Below are 17,207 nucleotides of genomic sequence, written 5' to 3' on the forward strand. Positions count from 1 at the left end.
ATGAATTATGTGTGCATACATTTTTGTAGTTCGATGCCAAATCATTGTAGAGACGTAGCAATGCTACGTCTCTACATACCCGTGAATTGTAAATTCATATCTTGATTCAGCAACGCCTAGTTTGTTTCTGGAAACGCAAGCAGTCCAGCTGTAGATGTTAGTTAGAGACCAATGCAACTTAATTGAGGAGTAAAAGATAAAAAACACTGCAAAAGGGACTGGGGATTGGGGATTGGGTTTTCACGAGTAAAGAGTACCCAGTAAGGCGAGCGGTGTTCCGAGCGCCGCTAACATAAAGGTATAGCGGGGGACTCACGTGCATCGCTACCAGTTGAATTTTATTTGTTGCTTACTGGTCTAGAAACTGAAGAATCACGGGCGTTGCTGAATTTAAGGTATGAATTTTGTAGAAGCAATTCATGAATTGCTTTTACAGTGAGAAATTGTAAATCTGATGTTAACAATTTCATACTTTCAATCAGCAACGCCAAATCACGGCTATCTAATTTGTATAAACATTAGTCTATGCATATATTCTTTAGGAATCTTTTTGCTTGCGTGCTGGTTGCTACCTTAGTCGGCTGTGCTGCTCAACAGAACGAGCAAGTGCAACAAACACGCACTGAGCAGTACAATTCAGGCGGGCAGCGCCAGTGTTCGCGTGTTGAGGTGCGCCAGGAGAATGGCAAAACCGAAGTCAAGCGGTCAACTGAGTGTTAATAGTAAGCCCGAATTTTTACCCACTGGCAAACTTGGTTCGTTTGTCTTTCTAGGCATGATGATTTGGAAGACTATGCAGGATTGAGCAAGATATAGCGAACGCTATATTTAGTTTTCAGCTAGTTGATGCAACCTTGTATCTATCTTGAGAGTTAATTGTTTAAGTCTAACTGCGGGCAATGCAAGGATAGCCGTCATCCGGAATTCAACTATATGCTGCGCGGGAAGTATCTCATGTCACTTACCTTAACGTCGCCATACAAAGATTTTTCGTTACGAGCGATCGCTTTTACCTATCAAAACCTAGATAAAATTTCGCGTGTTATTTATCACAGTATTTGTGCTGTGTTTTATAAATGCTGCAATCTCTTCTCTACATAAAAAAGCAATATTTTATACCTGTTGATTTTATGAATGCCTTAAAACGATTATTTTTTTAGGCTAATACATTGTTTAATTATGTCTTAATTATTACTTTTAAAATTAACTGTAATATAGTGTTTTTAGAAAACAAATGTAATATTTTTTTCTTTTGCTCAGAAAAATCATGGATATTATGCGGTCAATAACCGCCATAAGGATACTTTTAGAAGCTCGCAAATCAACCGTGAAATCACGTAAAAAAGTGAGGCGTGGGGTATGGGCAATGCCCAATTTCCAATCCCCAATGCCCAAAAGCCCCACCCATAAGAGGATGGAGTTTTTCATGCACCCAAATAACATCCTAGGGGCACAAGACCTTGTAGCCCTAGCAATACCTGTATTAAATGCAATTGATGACCGCTGTAGTTATCCGGAAGAACGCGGAAGTGGAAGAATTGAGATAGGAATGTGGTGAACGTTAGTGGTGATTCCTACACCCCATATTTTCCTTGGAAAACTCGCTCGGCAGGCCCGGTCATGTAAATTCTTTGGTTGATTTCCGACCATTCAATTTGCAAACAACCACCAGGCAGTTCTACCGTAGCAGTGCGATCGCATCTTCCCGTTAATACTCCAGCAACCAAAGAAGCACAAGCACCAGTACCGCAGGCTAGAGTAATACCAGCGCCACGTTCCCAAACTCTCATCTTCAGAGAATCTCGGCGCACCACTTGAATAAATTCAGTATTTGTCCGCTGGGGAAAAACCGGGTGATGTTCAAACACAGGGCCAATGCTTTCTAAAGGAATTGCTGCGACATCTTCCACAAAGGTGATGCAGTGGGGATTACCCATACTTACACAGGTGACATCCCAAGATTTTCCTGCCACCTCTAGCGGTTGATTAATCACTTTCTCATTCGCTGGACATAGGGTGGTGGGAATCTCACTAGCAAGTAGCCTGGGGCTACCCATATCCACCTTCACTTGACCATTTGCCATGAGTTCGGGTGCGATCGCACCAGCCAGGGTATGAATGCGATATTCATGCTTGCGCGAGTCGCCCTCTAACTCAGCCAAAAAAGCGGCTAAACAGCGGATGCCATTACCGCACATTTCTGGTTCCGAACCATCAGAATTAAAAATCCGCATTGTGTAGTCAGTACCATTTTCTCCAGGTAGGGCAAAAATGACACCATCAGCACCGATACCAAAGTGGCGATCGCACAACTGCACTGCTTGTTCTGGAGTAATTACAGGACTTGATGATGAGCGATTATCAATCAAAATGAAATCATTACCCAAACCGTGATACTTAGTAAATTCGATTGCCATTACTAAAATCCATGAACTATATTTGTGTTTTGTCATTGGTCATTTGTCCTTTGTCATTTGTTAATGATCAATGACCAATGACTAATGACCAATGACTATTAACTATTGACTATGATTGCTGAATTTGACGCTTCCTTACCCAGTACTCGCCAATTACAAAACCTGATTAAACAAGCAACACCCATCGAGATCAAATTGCTGACTGGCGATATATTGACTGGAAAAGTTATGTGGCAAGACCAATACAGCATGTGTCTTGTGGATGAAAGCAGTCAGCAGACTACTATTTGGAAGCAAGCGATCGCTTATATAAAGTCAAAAAATTAGTCAAGAGTCAAGAGTCAAGGGTCAAGAGTCAAGAGTTAATTATTTTGACTTTGGACTTTGAACTCTGGACTTTTTGACTTTTGACTAATCCCGCAAATTATCCAAAGGTAAATAATCGCGCAACCCTTCTGCTTCAGCAGCTTTCACCACAGGGATAGATAGCGAAGTGGATGGGGCAAGTAACTGTTCTAGTTGATTAAGACTCGACAAGCTACCGCACAATAGCAATTGATCCTGGGCTTGTAATTCCATCTTGCCATTTGGGAAGCGAATAAATTTACCATCTCGCCGCATTGCTTGTACTTGCACTGCAAATTGCTGGCGGATATCCAAATCTGCAAGGTTTTTACCAAGCACCGGACAATCAGCGCTGACTGTTACCCACTGACAAGCGCTGTTATCTCCAGGAACAGCCGCCCTACCGAGTGCAAATTCATCCAAAGCAGCTAGTTCTTCATCTGAACCTACTACCAGCAGGCGATCGCCTTTTTCCAACTTGGTAGCAGCATCGGGATAATCTATTTCTTCACCACTGGTGCGGCGAATAGCCATCAAACTCACCCCTGTTAAGTAGCGCATATCGGCTTCTTCCAAACTCATGCCAATTAGGGGTGAACCATCTGGTAGAGGATACCAGCGACTGTTCAAATCTTGAGTAGCTTGGCGTAGATGGCGAGAAACTTGGGATGCTGACTGTTCTGGTCGCAGATCCAGATAATGACGGTTGCGGATTTGCTGCATTTCCCGTTGCACCAGAATACTTGACAATCCTACAGCATTTAATATATAAGTTGCCATTTCCAAACTCGCCTCAAACTCTGGTTGCACGACTTCCCTCGCACCCAGTTGATAGAGAACTTCAATATTTTTATCGCTGGTGGCGCGAACTACAACATCTAAATCGGGAGATAATTCTAAAGCACGTTTGAGGGAAAGACGAATACTCATCGGATCGGGAAGTGCGATCGCCATGCCTTTGGCTTGACCGATCATCGCAGTTTCTAAAACGTGAAAACTCACACAATTTCCATAAACATAAGGTACTCCCGCCTCACGCAACTGCTGAATTCTACTTTCAGATTGGTCAATCACCACAACAGGCAGATTGTGTTGTTGTAATAACTTCACCAAATTATTGCCCACTCGCCCATAACCACAGACTACTATATGGTCTTTCATGGGTAGTTCATCGGCTACTTCCAATGGCTTCCCCTCACTGCTGAAATAGGGCTTTAGCCAAGGCATCGATTCTAGCCAGTCAAAGATAATCGGTACTAAGCGCAGCACAAAGGGGGTAAGTATCAATGTAACTGCGGTTGTTCCTAAAATCAATAAATATATATGTCGGGAAACCAGCCCCAGCTTTTGTCCTTCACTGGCTAGAACAAAGGAAAATTCTCCGATTTGAGCCAGTCCCAAACCAGCAATTAACGCCGTTTTGAGAGGATAGCGGAACAGTTTCACTAACGGTGTGATAATCAAAGATTTACTAATAAATACCAGCGCTACCAATCCGAGAATTAATTCCAGGTTCTTCCACAAAAACACTGGGTCGATTAACATCCCGATCGAAGCAAAAAACAAACTGGCAAAAATATCTCGCAGTGGCTCTACATAAGTCAGGGTTTGGTCGGCATACTCCACCTCCGAAATCATCAAACCCGCGACAAATGCCCCCATTTCAATTGACAACCCCAAATACTCTGTCAGGAGGGCAATGCCCAAACACAGCGCCACTACTCCTAATGAAAATAATTCTCGGCTTTCGGTGCGGGCTAGCATTCGCAACAAAGGCGGTATCAGCCACTTGCCGGCTATGACTGCGCCCGCAGCAAATAAGCCAATCCGTACTAGGGCTGTTAGCACTGCTATACCAATTGCTTCGCCTGGTTGGTGCAAAGCTGGCAAGACTGCGAGCATCAACCCTAGGGCTAAATCCTGCACCACCAAAATGCCTAGCATCACCTGTCCGTGCGGTGTTTCTGTTTCGTTGCGCTCCATCAAACACTTAAGCACAACTGCTGTGGAAGATAAAGACAGAATTGCCCCCAAAAATACGCCCTTAGCTGGTAGGGTTCCCCAAGCTCCGGTTAAACCACATACCAAAACGGTGACTGCTATTGTCAGGGTGATTTGCAGTCCACCGCCACCAAGAGCGATTCCCCGAACTTTTTTAAGTTCTGCAAAGGAAAATTCCACACCCAAGGCAAATAATAGAAACGCAACACCGAACTGTGCCAAAGTTTCTACCTGAATTAATTCTTTGATCAGTCCCAACCCAGTTGGGCCAACCACCATCCCGCCAAGCAAATACCCAAGCAAAACAGGTTGTCGTAAAAGCGCCGCCAACAGTCCCCCACAGGCAGCGACAGCGAGAACTGAAACTAAATCGACTATTAGTCTAAAATCTTCTTGCACAAGTTTTTAAAAGAACTATTAAGACCTATTTACAATCAGCATACAAAAGTTTTATTTAGCTGTGGGAAGTTAATCTGTTATGGGGTTGGTTGTTGGTGGTGAGCCAGCGCGCTCCAAAGGGGGTCTCCCCCCAACCCCCCATGTAGACGCCCGTTAGGGTGGCTTCTCGTAGATGATGGTGGGAGGATGTCACAAAGGACTTACCTTGGCTCGATAAAGCAATTTGTCGCCTTGGCGATAACCTGTGTAACGCACCTTGACAATTTCTCCTGGCTGTGCATTACCATCCATCAATTGATGCAACTGAGGATCGTAGGGTAATTCTGCTCCTACAAGTGCGATCGCTTCTACTCCCCATTGTTGTAAAAGTCTTTCTAGGGGTTTCTGCACTAATGGGACTATGTTGAGGGCGGGTAGTTGCGGGTTTTCTCGCGCTTTTTGTGCTGCTGTGGGAAATTGTAATAACAAAGATTCCAGCAATTGCAAGCTCGATTGCTGAAACTCTTGTTGCAAACTCAACTGCTGCTGTTGTAGTTGTAATTGCAGGCGATCGTACTCTTTTCTTAAATCTGTCATCTGCTGTGACAATTCTGAAGTAGGTGCACCCCGATCTCTCACCAAATCTTGTGCAGAAAAAGTTGCCACTAATTCATGTAATGACACCTGTAGCGCTGGCGATAGTTTTAGCAGCACATCCACCCGCATTTGATCTACTCCAAACCGTCGCAATCGCAAAATTTGCCGTTCGGAAACGCCAGTAGCACGACTCAGTGCTTTAAAACTTGAGATACCCACTCGTTGCATTAAATCCTGCAACTTTTGAGTATAAATACTGCTATTGGACATTATTGTTCAGCTAGATTTTCAAAATATTTTGATCAATTTTCCGGAATGTGCTGCGGTGATTGAGTAGATAGTTATAGAGCGGTAAAAGAATGCCGCTGCTAAATCCAATCACTATACCGAATCCCCTAACTATAACTAACTATCTCAAAAATCTCTGAATGCATAGCCCCTTTCCAAAACTTGGAGAGGGGCTATGTTAATACCAAGGAAAGTAGAGGGATGCTTTGAGATGTGTCACCACGAACTCACCCATCAACCTACAGATGGATGAAAGCAAATAACTGGATCTGTAATTATTGAAAATTGCGTTAGCATAGCTCCTCCGTTAGGAGGCTCGCATTTTCTCAACCAGCCACAAAATACTTTCGCGCACAAGCCATGAGCAGAAGGCGGATTTTTCTTCAGCATAGTGTCAGTCTATTTGCTTTCGTGGCATTATCCGTAGTTAGTTGTGGTTCTAGTGATAATAGCAATACTTTAGTTACTCCGACTAAGAGCGATCGCTCACAAAGGGAGGTGCAAAAGATGAATCTAGAAAGCATTGCCTTTGAAGCTAATGGCTTGGTTCCTGCCAAATACACCTGTGATGGCGCGGATATCTCCCCTCCCCTGAACTGGAATGAACCTCCATCAGGAACTGAAAGCTTTGCCTTGATTGTAGATGATCCTGATGCACCAAGACGAACATTTGTCCATTGGGTTCTCTACGATCTGCCAGCTACGGTTCGGCAATTACCAGAGAAAATCGCTGCTGTAAAAAACTTACCTGATGGCGGTGTCCAAGGAAAAAATGATTTTGGCAATTTTGGTTATGGTGGCCCCTGTCCTCCTAGTGGAACCCATAGATATTTTTTCAAACTTTATGCTTTAGATAAAAAGTTGGGTTTGCAACCCGGTGCTACCAAAAATCAGCTAGAAGCAGCAATGGATGGACATATTTTGGCAGAAGCAGAATTAATTGGACGCTACCAACGCCAGCGTTAAGAGTTTTTTGGTTCAGAAGTATCTCTTGATTCAACTTCAGGGTGGTCAAAAATTAAAAATATACTACGCTCTATCAGTGCTAGAAGTTACCCAGACTTAGCAAAAGCGATTGAAACTGCTTTTAGTCAAGTCTCCTTAAATGACATTCAAAATTGGTTTACCCATTGTTGCTACTGTACCTCACTAGACTAAAAAACGCTATAACAGTCTATTTGTGTTTAATTAGTCATTAAATTATTCCGAAAAAGTTTTATTTATTGACCTTACTAAGGTAAAGAATATAGATACTTTTTACCTTCTATCTAAAGAAGGAGAGCAAATATTCAATGAGGCAGTAAGCTTCTATGTGGCAATACGGTTCAGTTAGCCTGGAATGAGATATGTCACAGGGGTACAGCATCAGTAAGATTGTCTTGCTTACCTAAAAGATTTTGGATGCCGTACCCCTGCAATTATTTTTATCTGAACTGTATTGTCTATGTCGTTCGTTAATTAAACGTCACAACAGAGCGAATCGATTCACCCTTGTGCATTAAATCAAATGCATGATTAATCTCTTCAATTGGCATCACATGGGTGATTAAATCGTCAATGTTAATCTTACCTTGCATGTACCAATCAACGATTTTTGGCACATCTGTACGCCCCCTCGCACCACCGAATGCTGTACCTTTCCAAACACGTCCAGTTACTAGTTGAAAAGGACGAGTACTAATTTCCTCGCCTGCACCAGCAACACCAATAATTACACTCACACCCCAACCTTTGTGGCAGCATTCTAATGCTTGACGCATGACTTTCACATTGCCAATGCATTCAAAACTATAGTCAGCCCCACCTTTGGTTAAATCAACTAAATAAGCAACTAAATCACCTTCAACTTCCTTGGGGTTGACAAAGTGTGTCATACCAAATTTTTCTGCCAAGGCGCGTTTTTTGGCATTTATATCTACCCCAACAATCATATTTGCCCCTACCATCCGCGCTGCTTGGATCACGTTTAAACCAATTCCACCCAACCCGAAAACTACTACATTTGCTCCTGGTTCTACTTTCGCTGTATTGATAACTGCACCAATACCCGTTGTGACGCCGCAGCCAATGTAACAAACCTTATCAAAAGGTGCATCTTCCCGAATTTTGGCAACAGCAATTTCCGGCAGCACCGTATAGTTAGCAAAGGTAGAGGTACCCATGTAGTGATGAATTTTTTTGCCGCCAATAGAGAAGCGACTCGTTCCATCAGGCATGACACCACGCCCTTGAGTAGCACGAATTGCTTGACAGAGATTAGTTTTGAAGCTCAAACAATATTCACATTGACGGCATTCGGGAGTGTATAAAGGTATAACGCGATCGCCAATTTTGACACTGGTAACGCCTTCTCCCACCTCTACAACCACACCAGCGCCTTCGTGTCCCAAAATTGCTGGAAATAAACCTTCGGGATCTTTTCCAGAAAGAGTGTAAGCATCTGTATGGCAAACTCCACTGGCTTTAATCTCAACCATCACTTCCCCAGCTTTGGGGCCTTCTAGTTGCACAGTTTCAATAGTCAATGGTTTACCTGGTTCGTAGGCTATTGCTGCTTTAACTTCCACTTTCAGTTCTCCTGTTTTGCTTAATCGATCAGCTGATCTGAGTTTATTGCAGGGCACACATAACGAAATTATTTGTAACTTTTCAGCAAAATATAGATAGAGACATTTAAAAACGGAACTATAAAATAATTAATCAACCGTTAAATTACTCTTAATTTTTTACAGCTTATGAATCCTGCCCTAACTAAAATCGGCGCTCAAATGTCAGAACTAACGGGTGTTAGAGCGATTATGAAGGACGTTATTGAAACGCTACGGGCTGGTGCGGGGCAGCAATTTATCAATTTGAGCGCTGGCAATCCGTTGATATTACCGGAAGTAGAACAGTTATGGCGGGATTGTACGGCAGAGTTGCTAGCTAGTTCAGAATATGGGGAAGTCGTTTGTCGCTACGGTTCCAGCCAAGGCTACGCACCACTAGTTGAAGCGATCGCCAATGATTTTAACAAACGTTATGGGTTGAATTTGAGCGATCGCAATATCCTGCTCACTCCCGGTAGTCAAAGCCTTTATTTCTACGCTGCTAATTCTTTCGGTGGTTACACTGCTAAGGGCGAGTTAAAACAAATTGTTTTGCCCCTCAGTCCCGATTACACTGGTTACGGCGGTGTCTGCTTGTTTCCAGAAGCCCTAATTGCCTACAAACCAACTCTGGATATCGACGCTACGGCGCATAGATTCAAATATCGCCCCGACTTCAGCCAGTTGTCGATTACAGAAAATACGGGTTGCGTAATTTTCTCTCGTCCCTGTAATCCTACGGGCAACGTGCTGACCGACGATGAAGTGCAAAAAATCGCTGCTATTGCCGCACCTTACGATGTGCCAGTTTTGATTGACTCTGCCTATGCGCCTCCTTTCCCTGGTTTAAACTTTACTGAGATGTCACCCACCTTTGGCAATAACATTATCCATTGCATGAGTTTATCCAAGGCTGGATTACCAGGAGAACGCATCGGCATTGCCATTGGTGATGAAAGGGTAATTCATGTACTGGAGTGTTTCCAGACAAATATGTGCATTCACCCATCGCGCTACGGACAAGCGATCGCAGCCCGTGCAATTAATTCGGGTGCGCTGGTTGAAATTTCTAATACTGTCATCCGTCCCTTTTACCAAGATAAATTTACAGTTTTGGAAGGTGCTTTAGATGAAGCAATGCCCAAAAATTTACCTTGGTTTCTACATCGCGGTGAAGGGGCAATCTTTGCATGGTTGTGGTTGCAAGACTTACCCATGACAGACTGGGAATTTTACCAGCAACTCAAGCAAGTAGGTGTCATTGCTGTGCCTGGTAGCACCTTCTTCCCCGGTTTGCAACAAGAGTGGCAGCACAAGCATGAATGTCTGCGAATCAGCCTCACTGGCAGCGATGAGGAAATTGCGACTGGAATGCAACGTTTGGCAAAGGTGGCAGAGGAAGTTTATCGGCGTGTGGCTGTGGGTGTTTAGTAACCATTCTCCGACTATCACGGCGCGGAGCTTTGTCCCCCTCCCAAGATGAAGCGCAATATAAGGTGCGTACTTATCTTGTTTGCGGAACTTACGGGTGAGTTTACGGTTGACCAGAGGAGCCAGTGCGGTGGACGGGTTTCCCGGCATAAAGGAGCCACTGCGTTGCGGGGGTTCCCCCCGTTGTAGCAAGTGGCGTCACCTGGCGTGGTGTACTCACCCCTCACCCCAAGAACTCAATTTGCGTGGATACTCGCTACACCACTCGGCTACTGCTTGAGCCTGGAAACGAGTTAATTTCCTGCATTTAGCGATTTCACCGTGTTTCAATTGTATCAGTAAAGCCATCTTAAAAGACGGGGTTTCAGACCCAAATTTTCGATGAGAATGAACCACAAAGGACACAAAGGACACAAAGACCAGGAGATGAAGAATAAAGAGAAAAAGGAGCAGGAGAAACAGAGGCACAGGGGTGAAAACAAACAACCCCTCTCCCCATCCCCCCATTGCCCCCCAACCCCACAGGGTGGGGACCCCGAGCCCCCCATCTCCCCCTCTCCCACTCCCCAATTAGATGGTTGGTTAGAAATTGGTACGATTGTTGCACCTCAAGGTTTACATGGTGAGGTGCGAGTTTATCCTGACTCGGACTTTCCTGAACGGTTTGAAGTACCGGGAAGGCGCTGGTTATTGGGTTCTGAGGAGGCGGAACCGCAAGTGGTGGAATTACTGTCAGGACGATATGTTGAAGGTAAGAATTTGTATGTAATCAAGCTGGCTGGTGTGGATAATCGCAATCAAGCAGAGGAATTGCGCGGTTGTAAGTTGTTGGTTCCAGAAAGCGATCGCCCCCAATTGGGTGAAGATGAATATCACGTCCTGGATTTAATTGGTTTGCAAGTTTTCATGCAGGAATCTGGCGAACTCGTGGGTACAGTGGTAGATGTTATTTCTGCTGGTAATGATTTGCTAGAAGTGAAGTTAAACCAACAACCAACAACCAACAACAAACAACAAAAGACTGTTTTGATACCGTTTGTGAAAGCGATCGCACCAGTGGTAGATTTGGAAGCTGGCAAGATTGAAATTACGCCACCACCTGGGTTATTGGAAATTAATAATTAGATTTTGGAGAGTGGCATCAGCAATTAGCAATTACCATAAAAATACACACTCTATTATTGAATGTAGAAAAGTAACAATGACAAACAGAATAACAGAAAATATTCAAACGCAACTAATTCAAGTATTAACTCAATTACCCCTATCTTCCCAAGAAGAAGTGTTAAACTTTGCTATTTCTCTCCATAAAAAACAAAAATTTCAACAGTGGGATGCTGCTTCTGATGAAGAGGCTGCTGCACTGAAATCAGAGTTTGCTGACGAAGATTTAGCTTTTGCAGAAACAGCTTTAACCTATTATCTTCCTCAGCTACAGCAAGAGGATACTGTTTGATGCGGGGAGTCAGGAACGACTTAGACCGCTTTAACCTAGTAGATGACGCGATCGACCGAGTACCAAAGTTGGGGTACAAAGCTGCTTACGTGAAGCAAATGCTGCACAATAAGTTGATTGAACACAAGCACTACATTGCTAAGTATGGCGAGGATATGCCAGAAATTCGTGACTGGAAGTGGCCGTACTAAAGACAAATTTTTTTGTAAAAGTCAGAGTAAAAAAAAGGGGAACTTAAGTTCTCCTTTTCTCTCTGCCAAAAAAATTTGGCGGACTTATAGAAAAAGCTTGAATCCCTTGCCATGCCATTCCAAAGTTGAAACAGAGGGATTCAGCTTTATTGTTGCAGTAAGGTTTATCGCAATTTTGTATTTTGACTCTAGCATCAAGTTATTGAGATAAAATAGCATTATTTATAAGATAGCTTTTCTTTTAAAATGCAGTACGTTAAGTATCATTAGTGATAAATACTATTTTACAAATACCTTGCACATAGGTCAATATAGTCTTTGTTTACAAAAATTTATATTTATAAATGCAAATTATTTTCAATAACTCTGATAATATATACCCAGCAATTATTGAGAGTAAAACTCATTAAGCTGATTAAATTTTCTCCAAAATTCTCAGGAGGTAACGCCTTCACTAGAACAAAGAAGAACAAGGGAAGGACAAGGAGGACAAAACAATTCAAAAGTCAAAAATCAAAATTAAAATCTTTACTTTTGACTTTTGAATGCGTGACTTTTGACTTTCCGAAGGGTGTCTCACCCATAAAGACAATTTCTGAATCTGAATCGATCTCATAGCATGGCTATGCAAACTTTGGGGTAAATTTCCTTATGGTCAGGAAATACCTGACTAATCGGCATGTTAAAAGAGCATCTCTGCCTTTTTGTGTAATTTCACGAATTTCTAGGTTATCTATAAGGTGTCAAATGTCGAAAAAAATTGGTCTTTTTTACGGTACTCAAACTGGCAAAACTGAATCTGTTGCTGAAATGATTCAGGATGAGTTCGGTAGTGGTGTAGTGATGTTACACGAGATGTCTCAAGTAGATGCTACCGATTTCGATGAGTATGAATATTTGATTGTCGGTTGTCCTACTTGGAATATTGGTGAACTTCAGAGTGATTGGGAAGGCTTTTTTCCTGAACTCGACAATATAGATTTTACTAACAAGTTAGTTGCCTATTTTGGTACTGGTGATCAGATTGGCTATGCTGATAACTTCCAGGATGCAATTGGTATTCTGGAAGAAAAAATTTCAGAACTTGGCGGTAAAACAGTTGGCTATTGGTCAACATCTGGGTATGATTTCAACGAGTCTAAAGCATTGAGAAATGATAAATTTGTCGGACTAGCGATTGATGAAGATAATCAACCTGAACTAACGGCAGAACGAGTAAAAGCTTGGGTTGCTCAGCTAAAGAAAGAATTTGGTTTGTAGAGAGTTTTTTTACGATTTTATCCAGATGACTTCAACAGAGTGTCTGCTTAAAAGTTAAAGTTTTGAGTAAAAAAACCAGAATTCAGTATTCAAGAATTTAGAATAAACTTGAATACTGAATTCTGATTTGATTATGTACGCATATCAGTTAAAAACAATTATTTAAATACACATCAATTTCACTTAAAAATCAGAATTCATAACTTTCAATTTTACCTATGATAGGTATTTATGTCTAATCAATTTGATGTTCTCTGGTTAAATGCTAGCCAAAGTTTGAAGGGTTTTGATCTGCCATTACTTCAATACTTGTCCAAGCATCTTTTGATTGCCCGATGGGAATACTATCAAACAAAAGATGAAGCTAGTTCTATAGACACAGCTGTAACAATGCTGTATGACTTTTTAAAATCGCACGATCGCCCAGTTAATCTGGCAGGTCACGGTATGAGTGGTGCGATCGCCTTAATGTTTGCCCGCCGCTATCCTCAGCGAGTGCGATCGCTGGCACTGTTAGCTGTCGGATCTCAACCTGCCAACACTTGGCACGCGCACTATTACCAGCAAAGAACACTTTTACCCCTGAGTCGCGAGCAAGTTTTACTAAACAACGTTCGTATGTTATTTGGGAATCAACCTCCCCATACCACTCAGAAGCTAATGGCTGCCCTCGATAGAGATTTAGACGAATCTCCCACCTTACACTCTCTGCTGCGATTGGTTAATTTCCCTAAGGGAGGGGTTGTGATGCCTATGTTCGTATGTGGCAGTAAGACCGATCCAGTTGTCAGCCCACCAGAATTATACGACTGGCGGCATTTGCTCAAGTCAGAAGATACCCTATGGGAATGTGCAAAAGGGTATCATTTCTTTCACTACTTCTATCCTCAACAAGTTGGAGACCAACTACTGAGTTTTTGGCAACGCTTTACTCAAGACTCAGAACCCAAGACAAACATTAAAACAAGCCAAGCAAATACGCCCTCATCAGATGGGACTGTCAGGATGGGAAAGTAAAGATGTAGAGGGATTGGGTATTGGGTACTGGATATCAGGGATTGGGTGCTGGGGAGAATGATGAATAATGAATGCTGAATCCTGAAAATTTCATAATTCATAATTCATAATTCATAATTTTTATGTCACCAATCCCCGATCCCTTATTTCCTTTGTTCAAATTTCCATCACAGGAGGCAAAATCTTGGCTAAGTTAAAAGTTGGCATAAATGGGTTTGGTAGGATCGGACGTTTAGTGTTTCGTGCTGGTATCAACAACCCCAACATTGAGTTTGTAGGTATTAATGACCTAGTACCACCAGATAACCTCGCTTACTTGTTAAAGTACGACTCCACCCACGGGATGTATAAGGGCAGCGTTGAGGCAAAGGACGATGGCATCGTTATTGATGGGCACTTTGTTCCTTGTGTATCGATTCGGAATCCAGCAGAATTGCCTTGGGGTAAATTAGGTGCAGATTATGTAGTTGAATCTACGGGACTGTTCACCAATTACGAAGGAGCGGCAAACCACCTCCAGGCAGGAGCAAAACGGGTAATTATTTCCGCTCCCACTAAAGATCCAGAAAAGATAAAAACTTTACTAGTTGGTGTCAATCATCACCTATTTGATCCAGCAAAAGACACGATTGTATCTAATGCCAGCTGTACTACTAATTGTCTGGCTCCGATCGCGAAGGTCATCAACGATAACTTTGGCTTAACCGAAGGGTTGATGACCACAGTCCATGCTATGACCGCTACCCAGCCCACCGTAGATGGCCCTTCTAAAAAAGACTGGCGGGGCGGTCGCGGTGCAGCACAGAATATCATCCCCTCCTCTACAGGGGCAGCAAAAGCCGTAGCACTGGTATTACCAGAGTTGAAAGGGAAGCTGACTGGTATGGCCTTCCGGGTTCCTACTCCAGATGTCTCTGTAGTTGATTTAACTTTTAAAACTGCCAAAGCCACCAGTTACAAAGAAATCTGTGCTGCCATGAAGTCCGCCGCAGAAGGAGAGCTAAAAGGTATTTTAGGTTACACGGAAGAAGAGGTTGTTTCTACGGATTTTCAGGGAGATGATCGCTCTAGCATCTTTGATGCTGGTGCTGGAATTGAACTGAATTCCAACTTTTTCAAGGTTGTGGCATGGTACGACAACGAATGGGGCTACTCGAATCGCGTGCTTGACCTGATGGTAGCTATGGCACGAAAAGAAGGATTGCTGTAGGGCGTAAGCAGGCAGAGGTCAGCAGTCGATATAACCCTTTGCTTCAGGGTTACTACGGCGCGTAAGGTTGGAGGTAAACCCTCCAACGCGCTATCCCAATGATTTCTACTTTTGAGCGAGTTGGATATCAGCAGTACAGTGAGCCTTGGCAACGTCCCCTGTAGGTATGTAAGTACACGCAGCCTAACAACGCCCATGCACACTATTCAATTTATAAACACCCTCTGAGAGTGTTAGTGTCTGATTGGTGAGTAACTGAATATAGCGCAAAGATAAATAATAATTTTATCTATATTAATAATTATTAAATTATATAATAAACTCTTTTGCTTATTCAAGAAACTCACGTATTTGTGAGTGCCAATACTGAAAAAAACCTAAAGAATTTGTAATTTAAATACTCAGTTGAGTAAGCGCTACAAGACGAATAATCTGTCCAAAGTAACTATTACTGCAAGGGATACAACAAGCAGTGAATATTTACTTATTAATAAAAATGCAAAATGATTTAAGAAAATTGCATGCGATCGCACAACCAATCTCAACATAACGTGCCTAGAATAGGTCTGGGGGGTAACTCAGGTCTTGTGCTAAATTCTTCCGGTGTAATTGGTAATAAGTAATGAAAAACATCTTAATTTCCACCAATAAATTACCCATTACCACCGATTCAAACATGAAGAATACTGCAACTCAATCATATAAGTCCTGACCAACCAACATTTAAAGAGGTATGTCATGTCGAAGAATTTACTGGAACAATTGCGGGAAATGACCGTTGTGGTCGCAGACACAGGAGATATCAAAGCGATTGAAAAGTTTAAGCCACAAGATGCGACTACCAATCCCTCCTTGATTACTGCTGCGGCACAGATGCCAGAATATCAGGAAATTGTCGATCAGACTTTGATCCAAGCAAACAAAGACCTTGGAACTGGTGCATCCCAAGCTCAAGTAGTTTCTTTGGCATTTGACCGCTTAGCGGTGTCCTTCGGATTGAAGATTTTGCAAATTATCCCCGGTCGGGTGTCTACAGAAGTGGATGCACGTCTATCTTATGATACAGAAGGAACTGTTGCTAAAGCACGGGAGTTGATAGCTCAGTATGAAGCAGCAGGAGTTTCTCGCCAACGCATTCTGATCAAAATCGCTTCTACCTGGGAAGGCATTCGTGCGGCAGAAGTTTTGGAAAAAGAAGGAATTCACTGCAACCTTACCTTGCTGTTTGGCCTTCATCAAGCTATAGCCTGTGCAGAAGCTGGCGTTACTCTCATTTCTCCCTTCGTCGGACGTATTCTCGACTGGTACAAGAAAGAAACTGGACGAGATAGTTACCCCTCAGCAGAAGATCCAGGGGTAGTGTCTGTCACAACAATCTACAACTATTACAAAAAATTCGGTTATCATACCGAAGTCATGGGAGCCAGTTTCCGCAATATCGGCGAAATTACTGAACTGGCAGGCTGCGATCTGCTGACCATTTCTCCAGCGCTACTGGGTGAATTGCAGGCAACAATTGGAGAACTGCCTCGCAAACTCGATGCAGCTAAAGCAGCAGAGATGGCAATTGAAAAAATTCCGATGGACAAGGCTACTTATGACAAGATGCACGCTGCTGACCGCATGGCATCGGAAAAACTGGATGAAGGTATTAAAGGTTTCACTAAAGCGTTGGAAACCTTAGAGCAACTGCTGGCAGAAAGACTATCTAAGCTAGAAGCTGATGCTAAAATTGCTGTTTAATAAGCTACAGCAATAAGTTATGCCTAAGTAATTGCACTTAATAAAATTCAGCAGCTTCTAAACCCGGTTTCTTGGAGAAACCGGGTTTCTCATGTGAATTTTGAATTTTGATTTGGGAACCATAAACTACGAAGTTTAACCCTTTTGAATTTTAGATTTTGGATTTTAGATGAGAAATTTTTGAGTTCATGTCCATCTCCTATCGATAAATCGGTTTAGGGATTGCTTAATTCAATATCTTCAAACTCTCTTCTCTCTGTTTAGAGGAGGGTTAATCCAAAATCT

Annotated in this window: 15 protein-coding genes and 1 pseudogene; 12 read left to right on the plus strand and 4 right to left on the minus strand. The window is 42.7% G+C overall.

Going from position 1 to position 17,207, the window contains the following annotated elements:
• The first annotated feature begins 525 nt into the window (after nucleotides 1-525).
• Together HXY43_RS06915 and HXY43_RS06920 are read left to right on the plus strand one after the other, a co-directional pair.
• Complete coding sequence (locus HXY43_RS06915; protein WP_026734031.1) at nucleotides 526-720, plus strand: hypothetical protein; 195 nt, start codon at nucleotides 526-528, stop codon at nucleotides 718-720.
• A gap of 607 nt (nucleotides 721-1,327) precedes the next feature.
• The gene (locus tag HXY43_RS06920; RefSeq protein WP_290881564.1) at nucleotides 1,328-1,558 is read left to right on the plus strand and encodes a hypothetical protein; all 231 of its coding nucleotides are present in this window, start codon (nucleotides 1,328-1,330) and stop codon (nucleotides 1,556-1,558) included.
• 16 nt (nucleotides 1,559-1,574) lie between these two features.
• Here the strand turns inward: HXY43_RS06920 and dapF are convergent, their stop codons facing one another.
• Nucleotides 1,575-2,417 carry a diaminopimelate epimerase gene (gene dapF / locus HXY43_RS06925; RefSeq protein ID WP_290881643.1) on the minus strand — a complete coding sequence of 281 codons (843 nt, stop codon included), beginning with the start codon at nucleotides 2,415-2,417 and terminating at the stop codon, nucleotides 1,575-1,577.
• A gap of 111 nt (nucleotides 2,418-2,528) precedes the next feature.
• On the opposite strand from dapF, the gene HXY43_RS06930 reads away from it, so the two are divergent.
• A complete protein-coding gene (locus tag HXY43_RS06930; protein WP_026734039.1) occupies nucleotides 2,529-2,744 on the plus strand; it encodes an RNA chaperone Hfq in 216 nt (71 codons plus the stop codon).
• Between the two features lie 84 nt (nucleotides 2,745-2,828).
• Here the strand turns inward: HXY43_RS06930 and HXY43_RS06935 are convergent, their stop codons facing one another.
• Both HXY43_RS06935 and grpE read right to left on the minus strand, forming a co-directional pair.
• Nucleotides 2,829-5,162 (minus strand): cation:proton antiporter, encoded by a 2,334-nt coding sequence (locus HXY43_RS06935; protein WP_290881567.1) that lies wholly within the window; start codon nucleotides 5,160-5,162, stop codon nucleotides 2,829-2,831.
• 189 nt (nucleotides 5,163-5,351) lie between these two features.
• Nucleotides 5,352-6,008, minus strand: coding sequence for a nucleotide exchange factor GrpE (grpE, locus tag HXY43_RS06940; RefSeq protein ID WP_290881569.1), 657 nt, complete (start codon nucleotides 6,006-6,008; stop codon nucleotides 5,352-5,354).
• A 378-nt stretch (nucleotides 6,009-6,386) separates the two neighbouring features.
• On the opposite strand from grpE, the gene HXY43_RS06945 reads away from it, so the two are divergent.
• A complete protein-coding gene (locus HXY43_RS06945) occupies nucleotides 6,387-6,992 on the plus strand; it encodes a YbhB/YbcL family Raf kinase inhibitor-like protein (RefSeq protein ID WP_026734043.1) in 606 nt (201 codons plus the stop codon).
• A gap of 488 nt (nucleotides 6,993-7,480) precedes the next feature.
• Here the strand turns inward: HXY43_RS06945 and HXY43_RS06950 are convergent, their stop codons facing one another.
• A complete protein-coding gene (locus HXY43_RS06950; protein WP_290881572.1) occupies nucleotides 7,481-8,593 on the minus strand; it encodes an S-(hydroxymethyl)glutathione dehydrogenase/class III alcohol dehydrogenase in 1,113 nt (370 codons plus the stop codon).
• 168 nt (nucleotides 8,594-8,761) lie between these two features.
• On the opposite strand from HXY43_RS06950, the gene HXY43_RS06955 reads away from it, so the two are divergent.
• From HXY43_RS06955 to HXY43_RS06990, 8 genes and pseudogenes are all read left to right on the plus strand, one after another.
• Nucleotides 8,762-10,045, plus strand: coding sequence for a valine--pyruvate transaminase (locus HXY43_RS06955; protein WP_026735049.1), 1,284 nt, complete (start codon nucleotides 8,762-8,764; stop codon nucleotides 10,043-10,045).
• Nucleotides 10,046-10,471: 426 nt separating this feature from the next.
• Entirely contained in the window at nucleotides 10,472-11,170 is a 699-nt protein-coding gene (rimM, locus tag HXY43_RS06960) for a ribosome maturation factor RimM (protein WP_290881646.1), read from the plus strand.
• A 76-nt stretch (nucleotides 11,171-11,246) separates the two neighbouring features.
• Entirely contained in the window at nucleotides 11,247-11,501 is a 255-nt protein-coding gene (locus HXY43_RS06965; protein ID WP_290881575.1) for a hypothetical protein, read from the plus strand.
• Nucleotides 11,492-11,692 (plus strand): annotated as a pseudogene (locus HXY43_RS06970) (hypothetical protein); the annotation flags it as partial. The gene HXY43_RS06965 and the pseudogene HXY43_RS06970, both read left to right, overlap by 10 nt.
• Before the next feature lie 747 nt (nucleotides 11,693-12,439).
• Nucleotides 12,440-12,952, plus strand: a complete 513-nt coding sequence (fldA, locus tag HXY43_RS06975) for a flavodoxin FldA (RefSeq protein WP_290881578.1) — start codon at nucleotides 12,440-12,442, stop codon at nucleotides 12,950-12,952.
• A 231-nt stretch (nucleotides 12,953-13,183) separates the two neighbouring features.
• The gene (locus HXY43_RS06980) at nucleotides 13,184-13,969 is read left to right on the plus strand and encodes an alpha/beta hydrolase (RefSeq protein WP_290881580.1); all 786 of its coding nucleotides are present in this window, start codon (nucleotides 13,184-13,186) and stop codon (nucleotides 13,967-13,969) included.
• Between the two features lie 184 nt (nucleotides 13,970-14,153).
• On the plus strand, nucleotides 14,154-15,179 hold the full coding sequence (gene gap, locus HXY43_RS06985; RefSeq protein WP_290881582.1) for a type I glyceraldehyde-3-phosphate dehydrogenase: 1,026 nt from the start codon (nucleotides 14,154-14,156) through the stop codon (nucleotides 15,177-15,179).
• Nucleotides 15,180-15,917: 738 nt separating this feature from the next.
• A complete protein-coding gene (locus HXY43_RS06990; RefSeq protein ID WP_290881584.1) occupies nucleotides 15,918-16,922 on the plus strand; it encodes a transaldolase in 1,005 nt (334 codons plus the stop codon).
• Nucleotides 16,923-17,207: the final 285 nt, after the last annotated feature.

It is taken from the genome of Fischerella sp. (assembly GCF_013388695.1).
In the GTDB taxonomy this organism is placed as follows: Bacteria; Cyanobacteriota; Cyanobacteriia; order Cyanobacteriales; family Nostocaceae; genus PCC9605.

Bases quoted from the DNA above. Each gene is read 5' to 3' on its own strand.
- HXY43_RS06965 (WP_290881575.1), top strand. From the start codon at position 11,247: ATGACAAACAGAATAACAGAAAATATTCAAACGCAACTAATTCAAGTA.
- fldA (WP_290881578.1), top strand. From the start codon at position 12,440: ATGTCGAAAAAAATTGGTCTTTTTTACGGTACTCAAACTGGCAAAACT.
- rimM (WP_290881646.1), top strand. From the start codon at position 10,472: ATGAAGAATAAAGAGAAAAAGGAGCAGGAGAAACAGAGGCACAGGGGT.
- HXY43_RS06990 (WP_290881584.1), top strand. From the start codon at position 15,918: ATGTCGAAGAATTTACTGGAACAATTGCGGGAAATGACCGTTGTGGTC.
- HXY43_RS06930 (WP_026734039.1), top strand. From the start codon at position 2,529: ATGATTGCTGAATTTGACGCTTCCTTACCCAGTACTCGCCAATTACAA.
- dapF (WP_290881643.1), bottom strand. From the start codon at position 2,417: ATGGCAATCGAATTTACTAAGTATCACGGTTTGGGTAATGATTTCATT.
- HXY43_RS06915 (WP_026734031.1), top strand. From the start codon at position 526: ATGCATATATTCTTTAGGAATCTTTTTGCTTGCGTGCTGGTTGCTACC.
- HXY43_RS06980 (WP_290881580.1), top strand. From the start codon at position 13,184: ATGTCTAATCAATTTGATGTTCTCTGGTTAAATGCTAGCCAAAGTTTG.
- grpE (WP_290881569.1), bottom strand. From the start codon at position 6,008: ATGTCCAATAGCAGTATTTATACTCAAAAGTTGCAGGATTTAATGCAA.
- HXY43_RS06945 (WP_026734043.1), top strand. From the start codon at position 6,387: ATGAGCAGAAGGCGGATTTTTCTTCAGCATAGTGTCAGTCTATTTGCT.
- HXY43_RS06955 (WP_026735049.1), top strand. From the start codon at position 8,762: ATGAATCCTGCCCTAACTAAAATCGGCGCTCAAATGTCAGAACTAACG.